Annotated in this window: 16 protein-coding genes; 10 read left to right on the top strand and 6 right to left on the bottom strand. The window is 61.1% G+C overall.

The features are described from left to right. Positions 1 to 184: 184 nt before the first annotated feature. The 3 genes from QN377_RS06365 (at position 185) to QN377_RS06355 (ending at position 4,188) form a co-directional block, all read left to right on the top strand. Positions 185 to 697 (top strand): sigma-70 family RNA polymerase sigma factor, encoded by a 513-nt coding sequence (locus QN377_RS06365; protein ID WP_095000093.1) that lies wholly within the window; start codon positions 185 to 187, stop codon positions 695 to 697. Continuing rightward, positions 694 to 1,665, top strand: a complete 972-nt coding sequence (locus tag QN377_RS06360) for a DUF4880 domain-containing protein (RefSeq protein ID WP_095000092.1) — start codon at positions 694 to 696, stop codon at positions 1,663 to 1,665. Before QN377_RS06365 ends, QN377_RS06360 begins: the two co-directional genes overlap by 4 nt. Before the next feature lie 111 nt (positions 1,666 to 1,776). Further along, complete coding sequence (locus tag QN377_RS06355) at positions 1,777 to 4,188, top strand: TonB-dependent siderophore receptor (RefSeq protein ID WP_095018493.1); 2,412 nt, start codon at positions 1,777 to 1,779, stop codon at positions 4,186 to 4,188. Between the two features lie 45 nt (positions 4,189 to 4,233). Here the strand turns inward: QN377_RS06355 and nikR are convergent, their stop codons facing one another. Then, positions 4,234 to 4,641 (bottom strand): nickel-responsive transcriptional regulator NikR, encoded by a 408-nt coding sequence (gene nikR, locus QN377_RS06350; RefSeq protein WP_095000090.1) that lies wholly within the window; start codon positions 4,639 to 4,641, stop codon positions 4,234 to 4,236. Between the two features lie 90 nt (positions 4,642 to 4,731). Here nikR and nikA point away from each other — a divergent pair, with 90 nt between their 5' ends. The 5 genes from nikA to QN377_RS06325 are packed head-to-tail and all read left to right on the top strand — an operon-like array spanning position 4,732 to position 9,630. Further along, a complete protein-coding gene (nikA, locus tag QN377_RS06345; protein WP_322212824.1) occupies positions 4,732 to 6,306 on the top strand; it encodes a nickel ABC transporter substrate-binding protein in 1,575 nt (524 codons plus the stop codon). Positions 6,307 to 6,309: 3 nt separating this feature from the next. Next, the gene (gene nikB / locus QN377_RS06340) at positions 6,310 to 7,236 is read left to right on the top strand and encodes a nickel ABC transporter permease subunit NikB (RefSeq protein WP_322212822.1); all 927 of its coding nucleotides are present in this window, start codon (positions 6,310 to 6,312) and stop codon (positions 7,234 to 7,236) included. After that, the gene (gene nikC / locus QN377_RS06335; RefSeq protein WP_095000087.1) at positions 7,233 to 8,078 is read left to right on the top strand and encodes a nickel ABC transporter permease subunit NikC; all 846 of its coding nucleotides are present in this window, start codon (positions 7,233 to 7,235) and stop codon (positions 8,076 to 8,078) included. Before nikB ends, nikC begins: the two co-directional genes overlap by 4 nt. Then, entirely contained in the window at positions 8,075 to 8,848 is a 774-nt protein-coding gene (locus QN377_RS06330; RefSeq protein WP_322212820.1) for an ATP-binding cassette domain-containing protein, read from the top strand. Before nikC ends, QN377_RS06330 begins: the two co-directional genes overlap by 4 nt. Then, positions 8,845 to 9,630, top strand: coding sequence for an ATP-binding cassette domain-containing protein (locus QN377_RS06325; protein WP_095000085.1), 786 nt, complete (start codon positions 8,845 to 8,847; stop codon positions 9,628 to 9,630). The genes QN377_RS06330 and QN377_RS06325 overlap by 4 nt, the downstream gene beginning before the upstream one ends. 136 nt (positions 9,631 to 9,766) lie before the next feature. Here the strand turns inward: QN377_RS06325 and QN377_RS06320 are convergent, their stop codons facing one another. Together QN377_RS06320 and QN377_RS06315 are read right to left on the bottom strand one after the other, a co-directional pair. Further along, positions 9,767 to 10,861 (bottom strand): polyamine ABC transporter substrate-binding protein, encoded by a 1,095-nt coding sequence (locus QN377_RS06320; protein WP_095018490.1) that lies wholly within the window; start codon positions 10,859 to 10,861, stop codon positions 9,767 to 9,769. Then, the gene (locus QN377_RS06315) at positions 10,858 to 11,682 is read right to left on the bottom strand and encodes a carbon-nitrogen hydrolase family protein (protein ID WP_095018489.1); all 825 of its coding nucleotides are present in this window, start codon (positions 11,680 to 11,682) and stop codon (positions 10,858 to 10,860) included. Before QN377_RS06315 ends, QN377_RS06320 begins: the two co-directional genes overlap by 4 nt. A gap of 93 nt (positions 11,683 to 11,775) precedes the next feature. Here QN377_RS06315 and QN377_RS06310 point away from each other — a divergent pair, with 93 nt between their 5' ends. Together QN377_RS06310 and QN377_RS06305 are read left to right on the top strand one after the other, a co-directional pair. After that, on the top strand, positions 11,776 to 12,558 hold the full coding sequence (locus QN377_RS06310; RefSeq protein WP_095000082.1) for a helix-turn-helix transcriptional regulator: 783 nt from the start codon (positions 11,776 to 11,778) through the stop codon (positions 12,556 to 12,558). Positions 12,559 to 12,661: 103 nt separating this feature from the next. Next, a complete protein-coding gene (locus QN377_RS06305) occupies positions 12,662 to 14,401 on the top strand; it encodes a dipeptidase (protein ID WP_095018488.1) in 1,740 nt (579 codons plus the stop codon). A gap of 77 nt (positions 14,402 to 14,478) precedes the next feature. Here the strand turns inward: QN377_RS06305 and QN377_RS06300 are convergent, their stop codons facing one another. The 3 genes from QN377_RS06300 to QN377_RS06290 all read right to left on the bottom strand — a co-directional run bounded on the left by QN377_RS06300 (position 14,479) and on the right by QN377_RS06290 (position 18,624). Next, a complete protein-coding gene (locus QN377_RS06300) occupies positions 14,479 to 15,579 on the bottom strand; it encodes a P1 family peptidase (RefSeq protein WP_095018487.1) in 1,101 nt (366 codons plus the stop codon). Between the two features lie 88 nt (positions 15,580 to 15,667). After that, positions 15,668 to 16,768 carry a polyamine ABC transporter substrate-binding protein gene (locus QN377_RS06295; RefSeq protein WP_095000079.1) on the bottom strand — a complete coding sequence of 367 codons (1,101 nt, stop codon included), beginning with the start codon at positions 16,766 to 16,768 and terminating at the stop codon, positions 15,668 to 15,670. A gap of 269 nt (positions 16,769 to 17,037) precedes the next feature. Then, complete coding sequence (locus QN377_RS06290; RefSeq protein ID WP_095018486.1) at positions 17,038 to 18,624, bottom strand: FadD3 family acyl-CoA ligase; 1,587 nt, start codon at positions 18,622 to 18,624, stop codon at positions 17,038 to 17,040. Positions 18,625 to 18,629: the final 5 nt, after the last annotated feature.

The following is an 18,629-nucleotide window of genomic DNA, read 5'->3' as shown; positions in this document are numbered from 1 at the left end:
CCCCCCCCCCCCCCCCCCCCCCCCCCCCCCCCCCCCCCCCCATTTTTTTTTTACACCCCCAACCCGCCACCCCAGATGTGTATAAGAGACAGATCTGACACAGCGCGAAACATTCCCGAGCATACGCTAATGAGAAGCGCTATCATTGCGATCCTTGTCAGTGTCTGCTCCGGGATTGCAATCGATGCTCACGTCCTCCCCTTCCTCACGCCGTGCCGTGGGTGAACTCTATGTTCAGCATCACGGCTGGGTGGTGCAGTTGCTGCGCCGCAAGCTGGGCAATCAGGAGCAGGCTCTGGATCTGGCCCAGGACACGTTTGTGCGCATGCTGCGTACCGACACACCCGCGCCGCTGCGCGAACCCCGGGCCTATCTCACCACCATTGCCAGTCGTCTGTGCGGTCAATACTTCCGTCGTCAGGCGCTGGAGCGGGCCTATATGGAGTCCCTGGCGCTCCTGGAGCCGCAGCTTGTGCCCTCCCCGGAATCTCGCCTGCTGGTGTTGGAGGCTCTGGACGCCGTCGGCCAGGTGCTCGATGGCCTGGGCGCAAAAGTGCGGGAGATTTTTTTACTGTCGCAACTGGACGGCCTGACCTACCCGCAGATCGCCGAACGCATGGGCCTGACCGTCAACGTGGTGCAAAAAGCCATGCTCAAGGCTTACCGACACTGCTACAGCGCGGTCTACACCGGGTGAGTCTGTTCGAGCCCGCCAACACCCAGCGCCTCGACCAGGATGTGGTCGAGCAAGCCTTGCAGTGGATGGTCACCGTGCAATCGGGCGTCAGCACCGAGGCCGAGCTTCTGGCCTGCCAGCATTGGCGCGCGCAATCCGCGCAACATGAACTGGCCTGGCAGCGCCTCACCGGGCTTAATACCGACATTCGCGACAGCACCCGCATGCTGCCTGCCGCCGGTGCCCGGACGTTGCTGCGCTCGCGCAATGCCCCGGGCAGACGCACGCTGCTCAAGGGCTTTGCCGGCCTGGGCGTGATGCTGGCCACCGGCTATGGGGTGCGGGAACGGGTGCTGCTGCCAGAGCTGTTCAGTGACTATCGCACCGCCACCGGCGAGCGGCGCCAGTTAACTCTGGCAGAGGGTGTCGACCTGACCCTCGACACCCACACCGCCCTCGATACCCGCACCACCGCCGCTGGCACCGAACTGTTCCTGAGCCTGGGCCGCGTGCTGGTCAGCGCTGGCGATATCAGGCTCAGCACCGCCAATGGCCAGGTGCTGCCCGCGCCCCGCTCACGCCTGGTGATCAGCCACAACCTGCCGTGGCAGGCAGGCACCCAGGTCCAGGTGCTGAGTGGCAGTGCATCGATCAAGCTGGCACGGGGCGACAGCTTGAGTCTGGATGCCGGCCAGCAGGTAACGTTCGACAGCCAGACAGACAGCACACCGCGCCCGGTCACGGTCGGTGCCGATGCCTGGGTCAACGGCCTGCTGATCGCCGAACGCATGCCACTGGGCCAGGTGATTGCCCAGCTCAACCTCTACCGCCGTGGCGTGGTGCGCTGCGACCCGCAAGTCGCGGCATTGCGGGTGTCGGGATCGTTCTCCATCGACCGCCCCGATGCCAGCCTCGACCTGCTCACGCGGGTGCTGCCAATCCGCGTGCAGCGAGTGTTTGGCTACTGGGCCAACGTGGTCGCGGCCTGAAAATAATTATTTTCAATACCGCCGGCAGTTTTTCTCATCTGGTGCATCAAGTTCAGGGAAGACGCTGATTAACAGCGCAACGCCGACCCTTTTCACACATGGACAGTCTTTATGCACAGCCGACTTACCCCCCTCGCCGGTGCCTTGCGCACCTTTGTATTCGGTTTATCCATTGCCACGGCCAGCCAAGGCGCATTCGCAGCCTCAGGCAGCGAGCATGCCTACAGCATTGCGCCGGGCAGCCTGGACGCGGTTCTGGGCAGTTTTGGCCAACAGTCCGGGGTGATGATCGCGGTGGATTCGAGCCTGACAACCGGTATGCGCAGCAGTGGCTTGAGCGGCAACTTTGCTGTCGACGAAGGCCTGCAACGGCTGCTCGCCCCGCTGGGCCTGCAGGCGATCACTGACGGCGACGGTTACCGGGTTGTTGCCAGACCAGCGCAAGGCAACGGTGAACTGCAATTGCAGGCCACCCAGGTCACCTCCAACCAGCTTGGGACCATCACCGAAGGCAGCGGCTCGTATACCCCCGGCACCATCGCCACGGCCACACGCATGGTACTGACGCCACGGCAAACGCCGCAGTCGATCACCGTGATTACCCGCCAGCATATGGATGATTTCGGCCTCAACTCCATCGACGAGGTGATGCGCCATACCCCTGGCATCACCGTCTCGACCTTCGACAGCGAGCGCACCAACTACTATGCCCGCGGTTTCTCGGTGGAGAACTTCCAGTACGACGGCATTCCCACCCTGCGCAACTCGGCGTACTCCTCGGGCCAGACCCTGAGTGACATGGCCATCTACGACCGCGTGGAAATCCTCAAGGGCGCCACGGGCCTCTTGACCGGTGCCGGAGCCCCGGGGGCGACGATCAACCTGATCCGCAAAAAGCCGACCCGCGAATTCAAGGCCAGCATCGATGTCGGTGCCGGCAGTTGGGATAACTACCGCACCCAGGTTGACGTCAGCGGCCCGCTGACCGACAGCGGCAACATTCGCGGCCGTGCCGTGGCGGCCTACCAGGACAAGCACTCGTTCATGGACCGCTATGAGCGCAAGACCGGGGTATATTTCGGCACCCTCGAAGCCGACCTCAGCGATGACACCCTCCTGACCCTGGGCTTTGATTACCAGAACAACGACCCCCACGCCTCGGGCTGGTCGGGCAGCCGCCCGCTGTTCGACCGCAACGGCGAGCGTATCGACGTCAAGCGCTCGTACAACAACGGCGCCAACTGGAGCCGTTGGGAGCAGACCACCCAGAGCGTGTTCGCGACCCTGGAGCACAGCTTCGCCAACGGCTGGGTCGGCAAGGGCCAATTGACCCATCAGGTCAACAGCTACGATGCGCCGCTGGGTTCGGTCATGAGCGGCCCCTTCCCGGCCACCGGCCTGTCGTCGATCTATGCCAACAAATTCACCGGGAACACCCGCACCGACGCCGCCGATGCCTACTTCAGCGGCCCCTTCAGCCTGGCTGGCCGCGAGCATGAACTGGTGATCGGCGCATCGGCCTCCAGCGCCCACTGGCAAGGCAAGGACTACGGCAACCCGACCTTCCTCAGCGCCAACGTTATTGATTTCTGGAACTTCGACGGCAAGACCACCGAGCCGGACTGGGGCGCACCGACCCAATACAACGACACCACCACACGCCAGACCGCAGGCTACATCAGCGCACGCTTCAACCTGACCGACGACCTTAACCTGCTGTTGGGCACACGGCTGGCCAACTACTGGCTGACCGGGGATTACCACACCACCGAGACCGGCCGCCTCGTGCCTTACGTGGGTGTTACCTACGACCTGAACGACAACTTCACCGCGTATGCCAGCTATACCGACATTTTCATGCCGCAAACCTACAACCGCGATCGCAACAACAAAGTGCTTGAGCCCGATGAAGGCAAAAACTACGAAGTGGGAATCAAGGGCGAGTTTTATGGCGGCAGGTTGAACACCAGCCTGGCCTATTTCGAGGTACATGAAAGCAACCGCGCCGAACCGGACGCCGAGTACAACGCCGATCCGACCAACCCGTCGATCCTCTATGCATCAGTCGGCACCAAGGCCAAGGCCAAGGGCTTCGAAGCCGAGATGTCCGGCGAACTGGCACCGGGCTGGCAGGCCCAGGCCGGCTTTACTCACAAGGTCATTCGCGGCAGCGACGACGAAAAAATCTCGACCTGGGAGCCCGAAGACCAGTTGAGCCTCTACACCACCTATAAATTCAAGGGGCCGCTGGACCGCTTGACCATCGGTGGCGGCGCGCGCTGGCAGAACCGCAGCTGGCAGAACATCTACAACCGCGCCAAGGACCAGTACCAGGACTTCAGCCAGGACGCTTACTGGCTGGTCGATGCAATGGCCAAGTACCAGGTCAGCGAGCACCTGTCCACCACACTCAACGTCAACAACCTGTTCGACAAGCAGTACTACACCAATATCGGCTTCTACAACACGGCGTATTACGGTGACCCGCGCAATGTAATGGTCAATACCCGCTGGGATTTCTAAGGCGCATTCTTTGCGCCCGCTGGACACTCAAGCACTGACCCAGCGCTACTCGAGATCTCCCAATGGAATAATCTGCGCGCTGCCATGGCGCACTCCGCGCTCGGCCATCACCTGGCGCGTCAGTTGCGCCACCTCGCCGACCGTGCCCTTGAGCACCGAGACTTCCATGCACTTGCCCTGGTCCAGATGCACATGCAGCGTCGACAGGGTCAGGTCATGGTGCTCGTGAAAGGCCGTGTTCAGACGCTTGGACAGCTCCCGGGTGGCGTGGTCATAGACGTAACTCAAGGTTGCCACGCAGGCACTTTGCGGGTCGCCCTGCTCCGGTTCCAGCAGGCCGGCGCGCAACAGATCGCGAATGGCCTCGGAGCGCCCCTGGTAGCCGTGGGTGCCAACGCGCTCATCAATTTCGGCCAATAAAGCATCGTCCAGCGAAATAGTGACCCTCTGCATCTAATCGGCCTCGCAGTTATGAACTTTTGACATAGACTTCATACCCAGCATCTGATCAGGCCACTGGCCATCAACTGAGGGAGACGCAGTGTGAAGCAGTCATGGACTAAAAAACAGCTGACCTTATGGATGATTGGAGCCTGCCTGAGCGCAGGCTTGTCGACTGCATGGGCAAGCGATGCGACCCCCACACTGACCTACTCGTGGCCAACCAATGCCGGGCCGCTGGACCCTCGCGGCTATTCGCCGAACCAGATGTATGCCCAGGCCATGGTCTATGAACCGCTGGTGCGCTACACCGCCCAAGGCACTCTGGAACCCTGGCTGGCCACGTCATGGACAGTGTCAGCAGATGGCAAGACCTACACCTTCACCCTGCGCGACGGTGTGACCTTCAGTGACGGCAGTTCATTCAACGCAGCCGCAGCCAAGGCCAACCTCGACGCGGTGCTCGCCAACAGCAAGCGCCATCAGTGGATGGAGCTGATCTCCACCCTGGAGCGTGTCGAAGCACCGGACGAGCACACCCTGGTGCTGGTGCTTAAACACCCCTACTACCCGACCCTGATGGAACTGGCGCAGGTTCGCCCGTTGCGCTTTGCCGCCCCCGAGGCAAAGCCCGGCGTGCCGGTGGGCACCGGGCCCTGGGTACTGACGCAAACCCGCCGTGGCGAGTTCGACCGCTTCGAGCGCAACCCGCACTACTGGGGGCCCAAACCGGGCTATGGTTCGGTACTGGTGAAAGTCATCTCCGACCCGGACAGCCGCGCCATTGCCCTGCAAACCGGTGAAATCGATCTGATTCAGGGTGCCGACGGCGAAATCTCCCCCGGTACCTTTGTGCGCCTGCGCGATTCGGGCTTCAAGACGGCCATTTCCGCACCGCTGGCCACCCGTACCGTGGCAATGAATACCGGCCTGGCTCCGACCAATGAACTGGCCGTGCGCCAGGCGATCAATCAGGCCGTGGACAAGGACACTATCATTGCCAAGGTGCTGCATGGCCAGGAGCCGCGGGCCGATGCGCTGTTCGCCAGCAACATGCCGTATGCCGACCTGGGCCTCAAGGCACTGCCCTACGATCCCGAACAGGCCAAAAAAAACCTGGAAGCGGCAGGCTGGAAAGTCCCTGAAGGCAAACGCATTCGTGAAAAAAACGGCCAGCCGCTAAGTATCGAACTGGTGTTTCTGGGCCCCAGTGCCCTGCAAAAAAACCTCGCCGAAATCATTCAGGGCGAACTGGCCAAGGTCGGCATCGACGTCAAGTTGCGCGCCGAAGAAGACGGTGCCCTGGTGCAGCGCCAGCGCGAGGGCAAGTTCGGCATGATCTTCGCCGATACCTGGGGCGCTCCCTATGACCCGCACTCGTTTGTCAGCTCCATGCGCTACGCCGGACACGCCGACTACATGGCCCAGCTCGGCCTGCCGATGAAGGCGGCCATCGACCGGAAAATCGCCGAAGTACTGGGCGAAACCGACGCGGGCAAGCGCGCTGACGATTACCGCGAGATCCTCACCACCCTGCACGATCAGGCCGTGTACCTGCCGATCTCACACCTGACGGCCATCAGTGTCAGCGGAAAAAACGTCGACAATGTTCAATTCGGCAGCACGCTGTTTGATGTGCCGTTCGAAGTGATGCACCCCACCACAGGGAAGCCATAAACCATGCTGCGCTATATTATCCTGCGGCTTGTGCTGCTGATCCCGGTGCTGCTGGGGGTGTCACTGATCGTCTTTGTCCTGCTGCACCTGGGCAATGGCGACCCGGCCCTGGACTACCTGCGCCTGTCGCAGATCCCTCCAACCGACGCTGCGCTGGCCGAGGCACGCCACGCACTGGGCCTGGACCGGCCACTGCCCGAGCAGTACCTCACCTGGCTGTGGAACGCCGTGCACCTGGACTTCGGCACCTCCTATATCACCGGGCGCCCGGTGCTCGATGACATCCTCTATTACCTGCCCGCCACCCTTCAGCTGGGTGGTCTGGCGCTGCTTGCCACGCTGGTAATGAGCATTCCGCTGGGTCTGGCGGCGGCCCGCTGGAAAGGTCGCTGGCCCGACCAGGTGGTGCGTTTCATCACCTTTATCGGTGTTTCCATGCCCAATTTCTGGTTGGCTTTTTTGCTGATTGCATTGTTCTCGCTGTGGTTGGGCTGGTTGCCGCCGATGGGCCGTGGTGGTCCGCAGCATCTGCTGATGCCGGTACTGGCGATTGCCCTGATGTCGATGTCGATCAACGCCCGCCTGCTGGATGTGCGTGAGCATCGACACGTGTTTTATGCCCGGGCCCGTGGCCTGAACGAAAAGCGTGTATGGCGCGACCATATCCTGCGCAATGCCTGGATGCCGCTGGTGACCGCCACCGGCATGCACATTGGCGAGTTGCTCGGAGGTGCCCTGGTGATCGAAACCATCTTCGCCTGGCCCGGCGTTGGCCGCTTCGCGGTCAGCGCCGTGCTCAACCGTGACTTCCCGGTGATGCAATGCTTCACCCTGCTGCTGACCACACTGCTGGTGCTGTGCAATCTGGTGGTGGACATCTGCTACGCCTGGCTAGACCCGCGCACACGTTTCTCGGGGGTGATGGCATGAGCGCAATAGCGGCGGTCTATACCGGCAAAAAATACGCCGCGCGCATCGGCTACGGGCTGGTTGCCCTGCTGTTGCTGATGGCGCTGTTCGGCCCCTGGCTGGCACCCTACGACGCCACCCTGGTGAATCTGGACGAGCGTCTGCTGCCCGCCAGTACCAGCCATTGGCTGGGCACCGACCACCTGGGGCGCGACGTGCTCTCGCGCCTGATCGTCGGTACGCAACTGTCCCTGGGCAGCGTGGTGCTGGTGCTGGGTCTGGTACTGGTGCTGGGCGTGGTGATTGGCGGTATCGCCGGGATAGTCGGCGGCAAGCTCGACATGTTCCTGATGCGCCTGTGCGACATGTTCCTGACCTTCCCGACCCTGGTGCTGGCGTTTTTCCTGATCGCCTTGCTGGGTACCGGCCTGACCAATGTGATCATCGCCATCGCGCTGTCCCACTGGGCCTGGTATGCGCGGATGGTTCGCGGCATGGTGCTGGCCCAGCGTAACCGGGATTATGTGCTGGCTTCACGACTGGCCGGTGCCTCGCGCCTGACCCGGCTGCGCCAGCATGTGATGCCCAACGTCGTGGGGCAACTGCTGGTGCTGGCGTCGATGGACATTGGCCACATGATGCTGCACGTCTCGGGCTTGTCCTTTCTGGGTCTGGGCGTCAGCCCGCCAACCCCCGAGTGGGGCGTGATGATCAACGATGCCAAGGAGTTTATCTGGACCCAGCCGCAGTTGCTGCTGTGGCCGGGCCTGATGATCTTTATCTCGGTGATGGCCTTCAACCTGCTGGGCGACGCCTTGCGCGACCGCCTTGACCCCAGCGTACTGGCGGAGATCAAGGAATGAAACACACATTGGTGATTCGCGACCTGACCCTCAAACACCGGCAACGCACCCTGGTCGACCGGGCCGAACTGACCCTCAGGGCCGGCCAGGTGCATGCGCTGGTCGGTGCCAGCGGTTCAGGAAAATCGCTAACCAGCCTGGGCATCCTCGACTTGTTGCCTCCTGGCGTACACAGCAGCGGCGCCACCCTGTTGCTGGATGGCCAGGTGGTGGATGCTGCGCAATTACGTGGGCGCGAAGTGGCATTGGTGCTGCAGAACCCGCGCAGCGCCTTCAACCCGGTACGCTCACTGCGCCAGCATGCCCTTGAAACCCTCCAGACCCGCGACCTGCACGGTGCCGAGGCCGAGCATCTGATTCAGAGCACCTTGCAGGAAGTGGGCCTGCACGATGCTCAACGGGTGCTCGACTCATTTGCCTTTCAATTGAGCGGCGGCATGCTGCAACGGATGATGATCGCCCTGGCCCTGCTCGCCGACAGCCGTTTTTTGCTGGCTGACGAACCTACCAGCGATCTGGATGTTGTGGCGCAGGCACGTTTTCTCGACCTGCTGGAACGGCTGGTAGCGCAGCGCAACCTTGGCGTGTTGCTGATCACCCATGACATGGGCGTGGTGGCGCGCTGCGCCGATCAGGTCAGCGTCATGGCCCACGGCCGTATTGTCGAACAGGCCGATGTTCACCGGCTGTTCAATTCACCGCAAAGCCAGGAAGCACGCACGCTGCTGGCAGCACACCACTCATTGACAATGGAGAGCTGCGCGCCATGAGTTTTATTCAGGTACGCGACCTTGAGCACGGTTACAGCGCTGGCGGGCTGTTCAGCAAACGGCATCGGGTACAGGTGCTGAGCGGCTTGAATCTGGACCTGCACGAAGGTCAAAGCCTTGGCCTGCTGGGAGGTAGCGGCAGCGGTAAAAGCACCCTGGCGCGCCTGCTGATGGGGCTGGAAAGCGCCGACCAGGGCAGCATTGTGTTCAAGGGTCAGCCTCCATTTTTACAGCGTGTGCAGATGGTCTTTCAGGATGCCCTCAGCGCTTTCAATCCCCAGCGCAGCATTGGCTGGAGCATTGCCGAGCCTTTGCGCCATCTTTCAGACATGGACGCCTCGGCGTGCAGGGCTCGGGTTGAGCAATTGCTCCAGCAAGTCCAGCTTGAGGCCCGTGACATCGACAAGCTCCCGGCACAACTGAGCGGCGGGCAACTGCAGCGCGCCGGTATTGCCCGGGCCATGGCGATCGGCCCGCAGCTGATTATCCTCGACGAAGCCCTGTCCAACCTTGACCGGGTGCTGCAAGTGCAGATTCTGGATTTGCTCGCACAGGTACGGCGCGAGTCGGGCACCGGTTTTTTGCTGATCACCCATGACCTGAGCCTGGTGCAGCGTTTTTGCCAACGGGTGGTAGTACTGGCAGACGGCAAGCTGGTGGAAGACCTGCCGGTCACGGCGCAGATGCGCTTTACTCACCCGGCTGCGCGAACCTTGCAGGAGGCGGTGTTGCCGGCGATGCCCAGGGCCAGGAGCGTTCGTGAGCCGCAGTTGCAGGCCTGAAACGGCTAACACCCACAAACCGTAGCAGTTGCCTGTTCCTTCGACAGCGGCTACAGGAAACTGCAACTGTGGGAGCGAGCAGGCTCGCTCCCACAATAGGGCTTGATCTGTAACGGAGTATCGACAAAGGCTGGCTTCACGTTCCGCTTTTAACCTTGCTCCACACCCGCGTGCGCACCCGTTCAAGCTTGAGCGGCAACGGCTCCAGCGGGAACAAAGTGGCCATGACTTTCTCGTCAGGGTAGATATCCGGGTTGTCGCGCAACGACGGGTCCATCAGTGGCCTGGCGTCCTGGTTCGCATTGGGATATTTGAGGTAGGTCGAAGTCCGGGCTATCACCTGCGGGCGCAGCATGTAGTCGATAAAGGCCAGCCCCTGCTGCGGGTTGGGCGCGTCGTTGAGCAACACCATGCTCTCAACCCAGATCGGCGCCCCTTCACGGGGGATGCTGTAGCGGATGTTGCGCCCATTGCCGGCCACCTGCGAGGCGGTTTTGGCGTCTTGCACCCCGCCTGCCCAACCCAGCACCACGCAGACGTTGCCATTGGCCAGGTCGGTAATGAATTTCGACGAGTCAAAATAGCGGATATAAGGACGTAACGTCAGCAGCAACGCTTCGGCCTTGGCATAGTCCCGGGGGTCGCTGCTGTTGTGTGGCAAGCCGAGGTAGTGCAACGCAATTGGAATGATTTCACCGGGGGCATCGAGCATGGCTACACCGCACTGGCTCAATTTGCTCAGGTTCTCGGGCTTGAAGATCAGGTCCCAGGAATCCACCGGCGCATCCGGCCCAAGTATCGCCCTGACCTTGTCGACGTCATAACCCACCCCGGTAGTGCCCCACAAATACGGCACGGCATAACGATTGCCGGGGTCATTGCTCTGCATCTTGGCAAGGATGGCCGGGTCCAGGTGTGCGAGGTTGGGCAACTGCCCCCGATCGAGTTCCTTGAGCACCCCGGCCTTGATCAGGTTGGGTAGCAGGTCACCGGTGGCCACAACCACGTCATACCCGCTGCGACCGGCCATCAGCTTGCTTTGCATCACATCGCTGTTGTCGAACACGTCGTACATCGAGGCTGTGCCGGTTTCGGCCTGGAAGTTTTTCATCGTGTCCGGAGCGATAAAGTCGTACCAGTTGTAGATATTCACCTGAGGTTCGGCGGCGTGAACCAGGCTGCAACCCAATAGCGCAGCCAGGGCAATAACCGTCGTGTTTTTAGTCTTCATTGGCTGGCTCCAATCAACAGTTCGCGACGCCCGTCCGGGTGTTCGAGCTGTTCACCCGACAGCAGCAAGCGACGATCCTTGAGGTAGTCGTAGTCTCGCCGGGCAGCCTTGAGCTGATCCAGATCCAGCGCTACAACATGGCGAATCTCATCGCGCCCGGCCTCGAGCAACACCCGCCCGAACGGATCGACCGCCATGCTGCCACCCGCGAACACCAGCCCGTCATCCCCGCTACCGACGCGATTGACCATCACCGCAAACGCCTGGTTCTCCTGGGCACGGGCCATGATCGAGGTACGATGCACCGGGCCGTAGGGGTCCATATTGCCGTTGGTGACAATGATCAGTTCAGCCCCCAGTTGCGCCAGTGCTCGGCCGGTTTCCGGCAGCTCAATGTCATAACAGATCAGCAGGCCAACCCGCACACCCTGCCAGAGCACGGTGGTAAAACGGTCGCCGGGGGTAAAGTCGCCGCGTTCACTTGGCCACAAATGGGTCTTGCGGTACTGCAAGGCGATCCCCTCGGGCGTGACCAGTACCGAGGTGTTATAGAAGGTGCCGTGATGATTTTCCGCCAGCCCCACCACCACACTGACTCCACGTTCGCGTACGGCCTGCAATACCGCACCCAGGGTCGGGCCGGTCAATGGCTCCGCCACCTGCGCCAGTTGCTGGCCGCCGACAAAGCCGGTCAGGTGGGTCTCCGGGAATACCAGCAGCGCAGTATCGTCAGCGCAGCTGGCGATGGCGCTCAATGTACGCGACAGGTTATAAGCGGTGTCGCCGTCACGGCCTGCCAGTTGCACCAGTTCAATGTTCATCTCGGATCCTTGCAGGGTGGGATGAGCCGAGTATGGTGCGCGGCACCGCGCCAATAAATGACTTCGATGGGGTAACACCCGGTGGGTAGTGAGATGAATCTGACCTTGCAGGATGTGGCCTGGCATGACGCGATGGGCCGCGTGATCGAAACCCTGGACCGGCCCAATTTCTGGACTGCGCTGGTACGTTTGCTGGGCCGCTATGTACCCGTGGACAACTGGGTGGTGCTGATCTACAGCGCCGGCAAGCCACAGGTTCTGGCCGAGTCCCCCGGTGCAGACGGTGGCATGGATTCGCTGTTCCAGGACTACCTCAAGGGGCTTTACCTGCTGGACCCGTTTTATATCGCCAACCGTGAAGCACCGCAAAGCGGCTTGTTCCGCCTGCAGGACGTGGCCCCCGAATGCTTTGAACAGACCGACTACTACCAGCGTTATTTCCGCCTGAATATCGTTACCGACGAGGTGCATATCAATGTGCAACTCGACAATCAACGCACCCTGAGCCTGTCACTGGGCAGCCAGTGCCGTTTCAGCCTGGAACAGAGTGCATTGCTGGGGTTGGTGCAACCGTGGGTGGCCGCCTTGATGCGCCAGCGCCTGGTTTTTGAGCGCGACCCCAAGGAGGCACCGGAGCTCACGCCCAACTGGCAAAGCCGCCTTGAAGCGGCTGCCGAGCAGTTGACCTCGCCGTTGACCGCACGCGAAATGGAAGTCGCCCTGTTGCTGCTAAGTGGTTGTTCGAACAAGGAAATCGCCCGAAAACTGGCAATTTCTGCGGAGACCGTCAAGGTCCATCGCAAGCACATGTACGGCAAGTTGGGAATCAAGTCACAGTCCGAACTGTTCTCGCTGTTTTTGCAGGCTCAAGAATAAAAAGCGCTTAACGTGGCAGCGCCTCGCAGTGTAAGTTTGGAAATGTTTTGTTTCACTTACTTCATGTTTCCATCCAACGACCTGTACAGGAACGCCCTGCAAAATGGACTTTTCACTTAAACAACTGGCCGCTGCAACCATGATGATGGCCAGCCTCGCTGCGTTCAGCACTGCAGCCCACGCCACCATCACCCCGCAACAGAGTGCTGTCATCCTCAAGACGTTCAGCGACACCCATGTCACTGACTTCCGTCAGTTTCTGGGGGCGTTGGCCAAGAGTGAGCTGGCGCAAAAAGATAATCTCGGCCCGACCATCAGCGCCTTTCTCGACAACAAGGCACTGGCCCCCGAGCAACAGAACGAGATCTATCGCCTGCTGGGCCTGTATACCCGGCTCAAATACGGCAAGGCGGCTACCGACACCCTGCGTGAACTGGTGGCCATCCCCACCGTCAACCTGGACGACGTGCCCCAGTACGAGAACCCGCAATTTCTCAAGATCGCCGACAAGATCAAGGATCTGGCCAAGGCCTTTAACCTGAACTTTCGCAATATCGACAACCGTGTCTATGAAGTCTCCCTCGAAGGCAGTGGCGATGAAGTGGTCGGTATTCATGCCCACGCCGACGTAGTGCCGGTAACCCCGGAAAACTGGGTACTCAAGGACGGCACCCAACTCGACCCGTTCAAGGTCACACTGATCGGTGACCGTATGTACGGGCGCGGTACGGAGGATGACAAAAACGGCATCGTGGTGGCGATGTACGCCATGAAAGTCATCAAGGAAGAACAACTGCCACTGGCCAGGAACTTCAAGTTGCTGATCGACACCACCGAAGAAACCAGCGGTGATGCCATTCCTTATTACTTCGAACACAACCCGGTGCCCAACTACAACCTGGCGCTGGATGGCGGCTACCCGGTGGTGATTGCCGAAAAAGGCTACGGCACCGTTATGGCCACCTTTGCCCGGCGCAAGGGCGAAGGCCAGGGCGCCGAAATCGTCTCGCTGACCGGCGGCATGGCGACCAACCAGATCCCGTCGACGTCGGTAGCAACCCTGGTGACCGACAAACCCGCCGAACTGGCTGCCAGCCTGAACAAGGCCGGTGCAGAATATGCCAAACGCAATGGCGGTGATTTCGAGGTCAATGCCAAGGTGGTTGGCAAGGATGTCGTGCTGACCGTAACCGGGGTTTCTGCCCACTCCTCAGAGCCCGAGTCGGGGGTCAACCCGGTGGCACGGATGCTCGACTTTATCAGTAGCGTCGACGGCCCTATCGCCCTCAAGCACAACCACATTACCGACGCAGCGCACTATGCTGCCGACAACTGGGGCCTGGACTACAAGGGCGGCAAGCTGGGGGTCGGTTTTGCCGATGACTTTATGGGGCCGCTGACCACCTCACTGACCTTTGTGGGGCTGGACGACAAAGCGCTCAAGCTGGCGGTCAACCTGCGCGTGCCCAAGGGCAAGTCGCCGGAGGCGCTGAAAGCGCAGATTGCCGAGAAGCTGACAGTCTGGAGCAAGAGTCAGCAGGTACCGGTGAGTTTCGAGTACTCGATTGCCGAGCCGATGTACCGTAACCCCGAGGGTGAGTGGGTCAAGGCGCTGTTGGCGGTAGCCAGCGAAAACCTGGGCATGGAGCACACGTACGGTACTTCGGCGGGTGCAACCTCGGTGCATGAACTGCCTAATGGCGTGCAATTCGGCTTGGCCATGCCGGATGTGAAATACACCGGGCATACCGATAACGAATTCAAGACCGTGGAGCAGTTCATGCTGGACCTGCAGATCGTCACCGAGATGATGGCCCGGGTGGGGCAGTTGCCGAAACTATAAGGGCAAATCCCCGTAGCAGCTGCCGAGGAACGCAGCCTCGTTCCTACGGCAGCTGCTACGCAAGGTTGAGGCAGCCCTCAGGAGGCTTTCCAGCCCACCTGCTGCAACGCTGCCAGCAACCGTTCGGGCTTGAGCGCCAGCACGGTATTGCCACATCCGCTCAGGTCATCCGCACCGAGCATGGCATTGAGTATCGCCTCCTCTACCGCATCCGCAGCCGCCACAAACAGCGCCGAGATGTAATCGTTGTTGACCATCTGCAATGCCGTGGTCGGCTCCCCCGGATGGCCGAAGTTAGCCGCCGGCAAATTGCTGTTGCCCACCGCAAAGGCAATAAAAATATCGCCGCTGGAGTCTTCAGTGCCGCCCCCCACTCGCGCCAGCCCGACACTGGCACGCTGCGCCAGACGGGTACACTGGTGCGGCAACAACGGCGCATCGGTGGCGATGGTTATCACGATCGAACCCATGCCCGGCACGCCCACATTTTTCTCGCTCTTAAACGGGGACGGTACGTCATCCAGCACGGTACCCACCGGGTAACCCCCCACCCGCAAGGCTTCGCGCACACCATAGTTGGCTTGCACCAGCGCACCGACGGTCCAGCCCCCCTGCTCCGGGCTCAACACTCGCGAGGATGTGCCAATGCCACCCTTGAACTCGTGGCAGATCATCCCTGTGCCACCGCCCACATTGCCCTCCTGCACAGGGCCTGTCCTGGCATCCTGCAGGGCAAGTAGCACATGCTCGGCCGTGACATGCTGACCCCAGATATCGTTCAGCGTGCCGTCGTAGGTTTCCAGCACCACGGGCATGCACCAGTAGGTGTGCTGCTTGCCCAGCTCACGCTCGGCTGCCACCAGCGCATCGCGCACCACGCCAACACTGTGGGTATTGGTATAGGCAATCGGCGAAGTCAGCAAACCGGCTTCGCGAATCCACTCCAGCCCCGTGGCGTCGCCGTTGCCATTGAGCACATGCACGCCGGCGAAGCAGGGTTGCAGGTGGGTGGCTCCCGCACGCGGCTCAATCACGGTGACACCGGAATGGATGGAAACATCGCCGTTTTCAACGTTGAGGGTGTGATGACCCACTCGCACACCCGGTACGTCGGTGATGGCGTTGTACGCCCCCGGGGTGCCCGAACCGATGGTGATGCCAAGCTCACGGATACGCATGGTGCTTTCTCGTCGTTCGATTAAGTGCAGCCAGTGTAAGAACCTGGCCGGCACTTGACGATAACCCCCATGCACTACCTCCGAGGGGTTACTTGTCCGACTTGATGCTGGTCCACACCCGGGTGCGCACGCGCTCCATTTTTTGCGGCAACGGTTGCACCACATACAGCGACTTGAGCGCCTCGCTGGTCGGGGTCAGGTTGGGGTTACCGGTGATGTCCTTGTTGATCAGTGCCAGCGAGTCCTTGTTGGCATTGGGGTAACCCAGAAAATCACTGATCCCGGCAATGACCTTGGGCTCCAGCAGGTGGTTGAGAAATTCGTGGGCCTCTTCGACATTTTTTGCACTTTTAGGGATGGCGAAGGTGTCAAACCAGATCGGCGCGCCCTCCTTGGGCAAGCGCCAGTCCACCACCACGCCGTTGCCTGACTCTTTGGCGCGGTTGCCAAACTGGTAGAAGCTGCCGGAATAACCAATGGCCACGCAGATGTCACCATTGGCGATATCCGTCATGTACTTGGCCGAGTTGAAGTAGGTCACATAGGGGCGGACCTTGAGCATCAGCGCCTTGGCTTTTTCATAGTCGGCGGGGTTCTGGCTGTTGGGGTCCAGCCCCAGATAGTGCAGGGCCAAGGGCAGGATTTCCGAAGGCGAATCGAGCATCGCCACGCCGCAGGATTTGAGTTTGGCCATGTTTTCGGGTTTGAACACCAGGTCCCAGCTGTCCACCGGCGCATCCTCACCCAGCGCAGCCTTGACCTTGGCCGGGTTGAAACCGATCAGCACCGTACCGTACATGTAGGGCACAGCGTACTGATTGCCAGGGTCATTGGTGTCCAGCAGCTTGAGCAGCGCCGGGTCCTGGTGCTGCCAGTTGGGCAGCTTGCTCTTGTCCAGCTTCTGGAACACCCCGGCCTTGATCTGGGTATCGAGGAACTGGTTGGACGGCACCACCAGGTCATAGCCCGAATTGCCGGTGAGGAGTTTGGCTTCCAGGGCTTCGTTGGTGTCGAAGGAGTCCCAGGTGACCTTGATGCCGGTCTGTCTGGCGAAGTCCTTGGGCACGGACGGCAGGATATAGTCCGCCCAGTTATACACCCGCAGCTCGCGCTGTTCGGCCTGTACGGCACTGGCCAGCAGCGTCAGCCCACAAACAGTGGCGCTCATCAAGCGTTTCAGAGTGTCCATGGCTCAGTTCCCCGGATTCGGCGTGAGATCGATCGTTGTTATGTTCTGTACACGGCAGCGGCCTGCAAAAGGCCAAGGGCAAGGACGAAGTGGTTTGTTGTTATTGAGTGACGGGGTTGATTCTTGCCGAGAGCCCGGCGCGATCACAGAGGGAGGCAGGCCAAAAGGGGACAGTTATGGCCATTGTCGATGTCCGGTTCTATGTCCGGAAAAGCCCCCCTCACCCCGGCCCTGGAGGCCAGAGTGAGGGCGAGCGCACAGGTGGCCCGTTACATGAATCCCGCCCGCAACTCATTCTTCGCCACCTTGTTCGATGCATTCACCGGCAGCGCGTCATGGAAGCGCACCACACGCGGTACCTTGTAATTGGCCATATGTTCACGCGCCCACTGGATCAATCCTGCCTCATCCAGTTGCACACCATGACGCAACACCACGCACGCACACCCTACCTCGCCCATACGCGCGTCGGGTATACCGATTACCGCCACCTGGGCAATGCCCGGATGCTCCATCAGACCGGCTTCTATCTCAGCCGGGTAACAGTTGAAACCACCGACGATAAACATGTCTTTAAGCCGGTCGGTGATACGCAGATTGCCCGCGGCATCCTGCTGGCCTATATCCCCGGTGTGCAACCAGCCTTCACTGTCGATGGTTTCAGCGGTGGCCTGCGGGTCTTCAAAGTAGCCCTGCATCACATGAAAACCGCGCAGGCAGATCTCCCCCGTGCTGCCCGCCGGTAAAGCCCGGTTTTGCGGGTCACGGATGCTCACCTCGGTGCCCGGAATCGGCCGCCCGCTGGTGCTGGCGATGATCGTCGCCGAGTCAGCAGGGTCGCAAATAGTGGCCAAGCCGCCGCATTCGGTCAGGCCATAGGCCGTGGTCACCACCGCAAACCCCAGTTCGCTGCGCATGCGTTCGATCAGGATCGGCGGCACCGTCGCCGCGCCGGTCACGGCAATGCGCAGGCTCGACAGGTCGGTTTCCGCCAGCTTGGGATGGGCCAGCATCGACAGGTACAGGGTCGGCGGCCCCGGCAACACGGTGATGCGCTCTGCGGCAATGCGCTGGAACACCGCTTCGGCGTCGAACACCGGGTGCGGCAGGATGGTCGCCCCCGCCAGCAAGCAGGTCAGCCACCCCGCCTTGTAGCCAAAGGCATGAAAAAACGGGTTGATCACCAGATAACGGTCACCGGCCTGTAAACCGATCACCGACACGTATTCGCTAAAGGCCCGAATCGTTTGACCATGGGCGCTCATCACGCCCTTGGGCTTGCCGGTGGTACCGGAGGTAAACAGCAGGTCGCTGAGGTCATCGCTATTCACGCTGGCTGCACGCAACAGCGCGGCAGATTCGCTGGTGGCCGCGCCAATGGCCACAAAACCGTCCCAATCCAGGCCGGCGGAACTGGCCGCCGTGGTTTCGCCCAGCAACACCAGGCACTTGAGGCTGGCCGGTCGGTAGGGCGCGAGCAAAGCCAGGTAATCGGTGCCCAGAAAACTCGGCTGCACAAACAGCAGACGGCTGCCGCTGCGCAGCAAGATATCGGCCGCTTCAGGGCCTTTCATTCGGGTGTTGATCGGCACCATGACCGCCCCCGCGCAATGAATGCCCAGCGCGGCAATGATCCAGTCCCGGCCGTTGGGTGCCCAGATCGCCACCCGGTCGCCCTTGCCAATGCCCTGGGCCATCAGACTGCGGGTGACGCCCAGGGCCAGGCGCGGCAGTTCGCTGTAGTCGATGCATTGGCCATGTTCTTCAATGGCCGTGCGCCCGGCATGCTGCACCGAGGCGTTGAACAGCAGTTGCGGGATCGAGCGCGGCAGGCTCTGTTGCAGGCTGGAAGTCATCGGTC

This window comes from Pseudomonas sp. CCC4.1 (assembly GCF_035019225.1).
Taxonomy (GTDB): Bacteria; Pseudomonadota; Gammaproteobacteria; order Pseudomonadales; family Pseudomonadaceae; genus Aquipseudomonas; species Aquipseudomonas bubulae.
This window is presented reverse-complemented; position numbering and strand designations above follow the sequence as displayed.

Coding starts and splice junctions, on each gene's coding strand:
- QN377_RS06300 (WP_095018487.1), bottom strand. CDS start 15,579: ATGCGTATCCGTGAGCTTGGCATCACCATCGGTTCGGGCACCCCGGGG.
- QN377_RS06365 (WP_095000093.1), top strand. CDS start 185: ATGCTCACGTCCTCCCCTTCCTCACGCCGTGCCGTGGGTGAACTCTAT.
- QN377_RS06310 (WP_095000082.1), top strand. CDS start 11,776: ATGAATCTGACCTTGCAGGATGTGGCCTGGCATGACGCGATGGGCCGC.
- nikB (WP_322212822.1), top strand. CDS start 6,310: ATGCTGCGCTATATTATCCTGCGGCTTGTGCTGCTGATCCCGGTGCTG.
- QN377_RS06305 (WP_095018488.1), top strand. CDS start 12,662: ATGGACTTTTCACTTAAACAACTGGCCGCTGCAACCATGATGATGGCC.
- QN377_RS06315 (WP_095018489.1), bottom strand. CDS start 11,682: ATGAACATTGAACTGGTGCAACTGGCAGGCCGTGACGGCGACACCGCT.
- QN377_RS06330 (WP_322212820.1), top strand. CDS start 8,075: ATGAAACACACATTGGTGATTCGCGACCTGACCCTCAAACACCGGCAA.
- QN377_RS06290 (WP_095018486.1), bottom strand. CDS start 18,624: ATGACTTCCAGCCTGCAACAGAGCCTGCCGCGCTCGATCCCGCAACTG.
- QN377_RS06295 (WP_095000079.1), bottom strand. CDS start 16,768: ATGGACACTCTGAAACGCTTGATGAGCGCCACTGTTTGTGGGCTGACG.
- QN377_RS06320 (WP_095018490.1), bottom strand. CDS start 10,861: ATGAAGACTAAAAACACGACGGTTATTGCCCTGGCTGCGCTATTGGGT.
- QN377_RS06325 (WP_095000085.1), top strand. CDS start 8,845: ATGAGTTTTATTCAGGTACGCGACCTTGAGCACGGTTACAGCGCTGGC.
- nikC (WP_095000087.1), top strand. CDS start 7,233: ATGAGCGCAATAGCGGCGGTCTATACCGGCAAAAAATACGCCGCGCGC.
- nikR (WP_095000090.1), bottom strand. CDS start 4,641: ATGCAGAGGGTCACTATTTCGCTGGACGATGCTTTATTGGCCGAAATT.
- QN377_RS06355 (WP_095018493.1), top strand. CDS start 1,777: ATGCACAGCCGACTTACCCCCCTCGCCGGTGCCTTGCGCACCTTTGTA.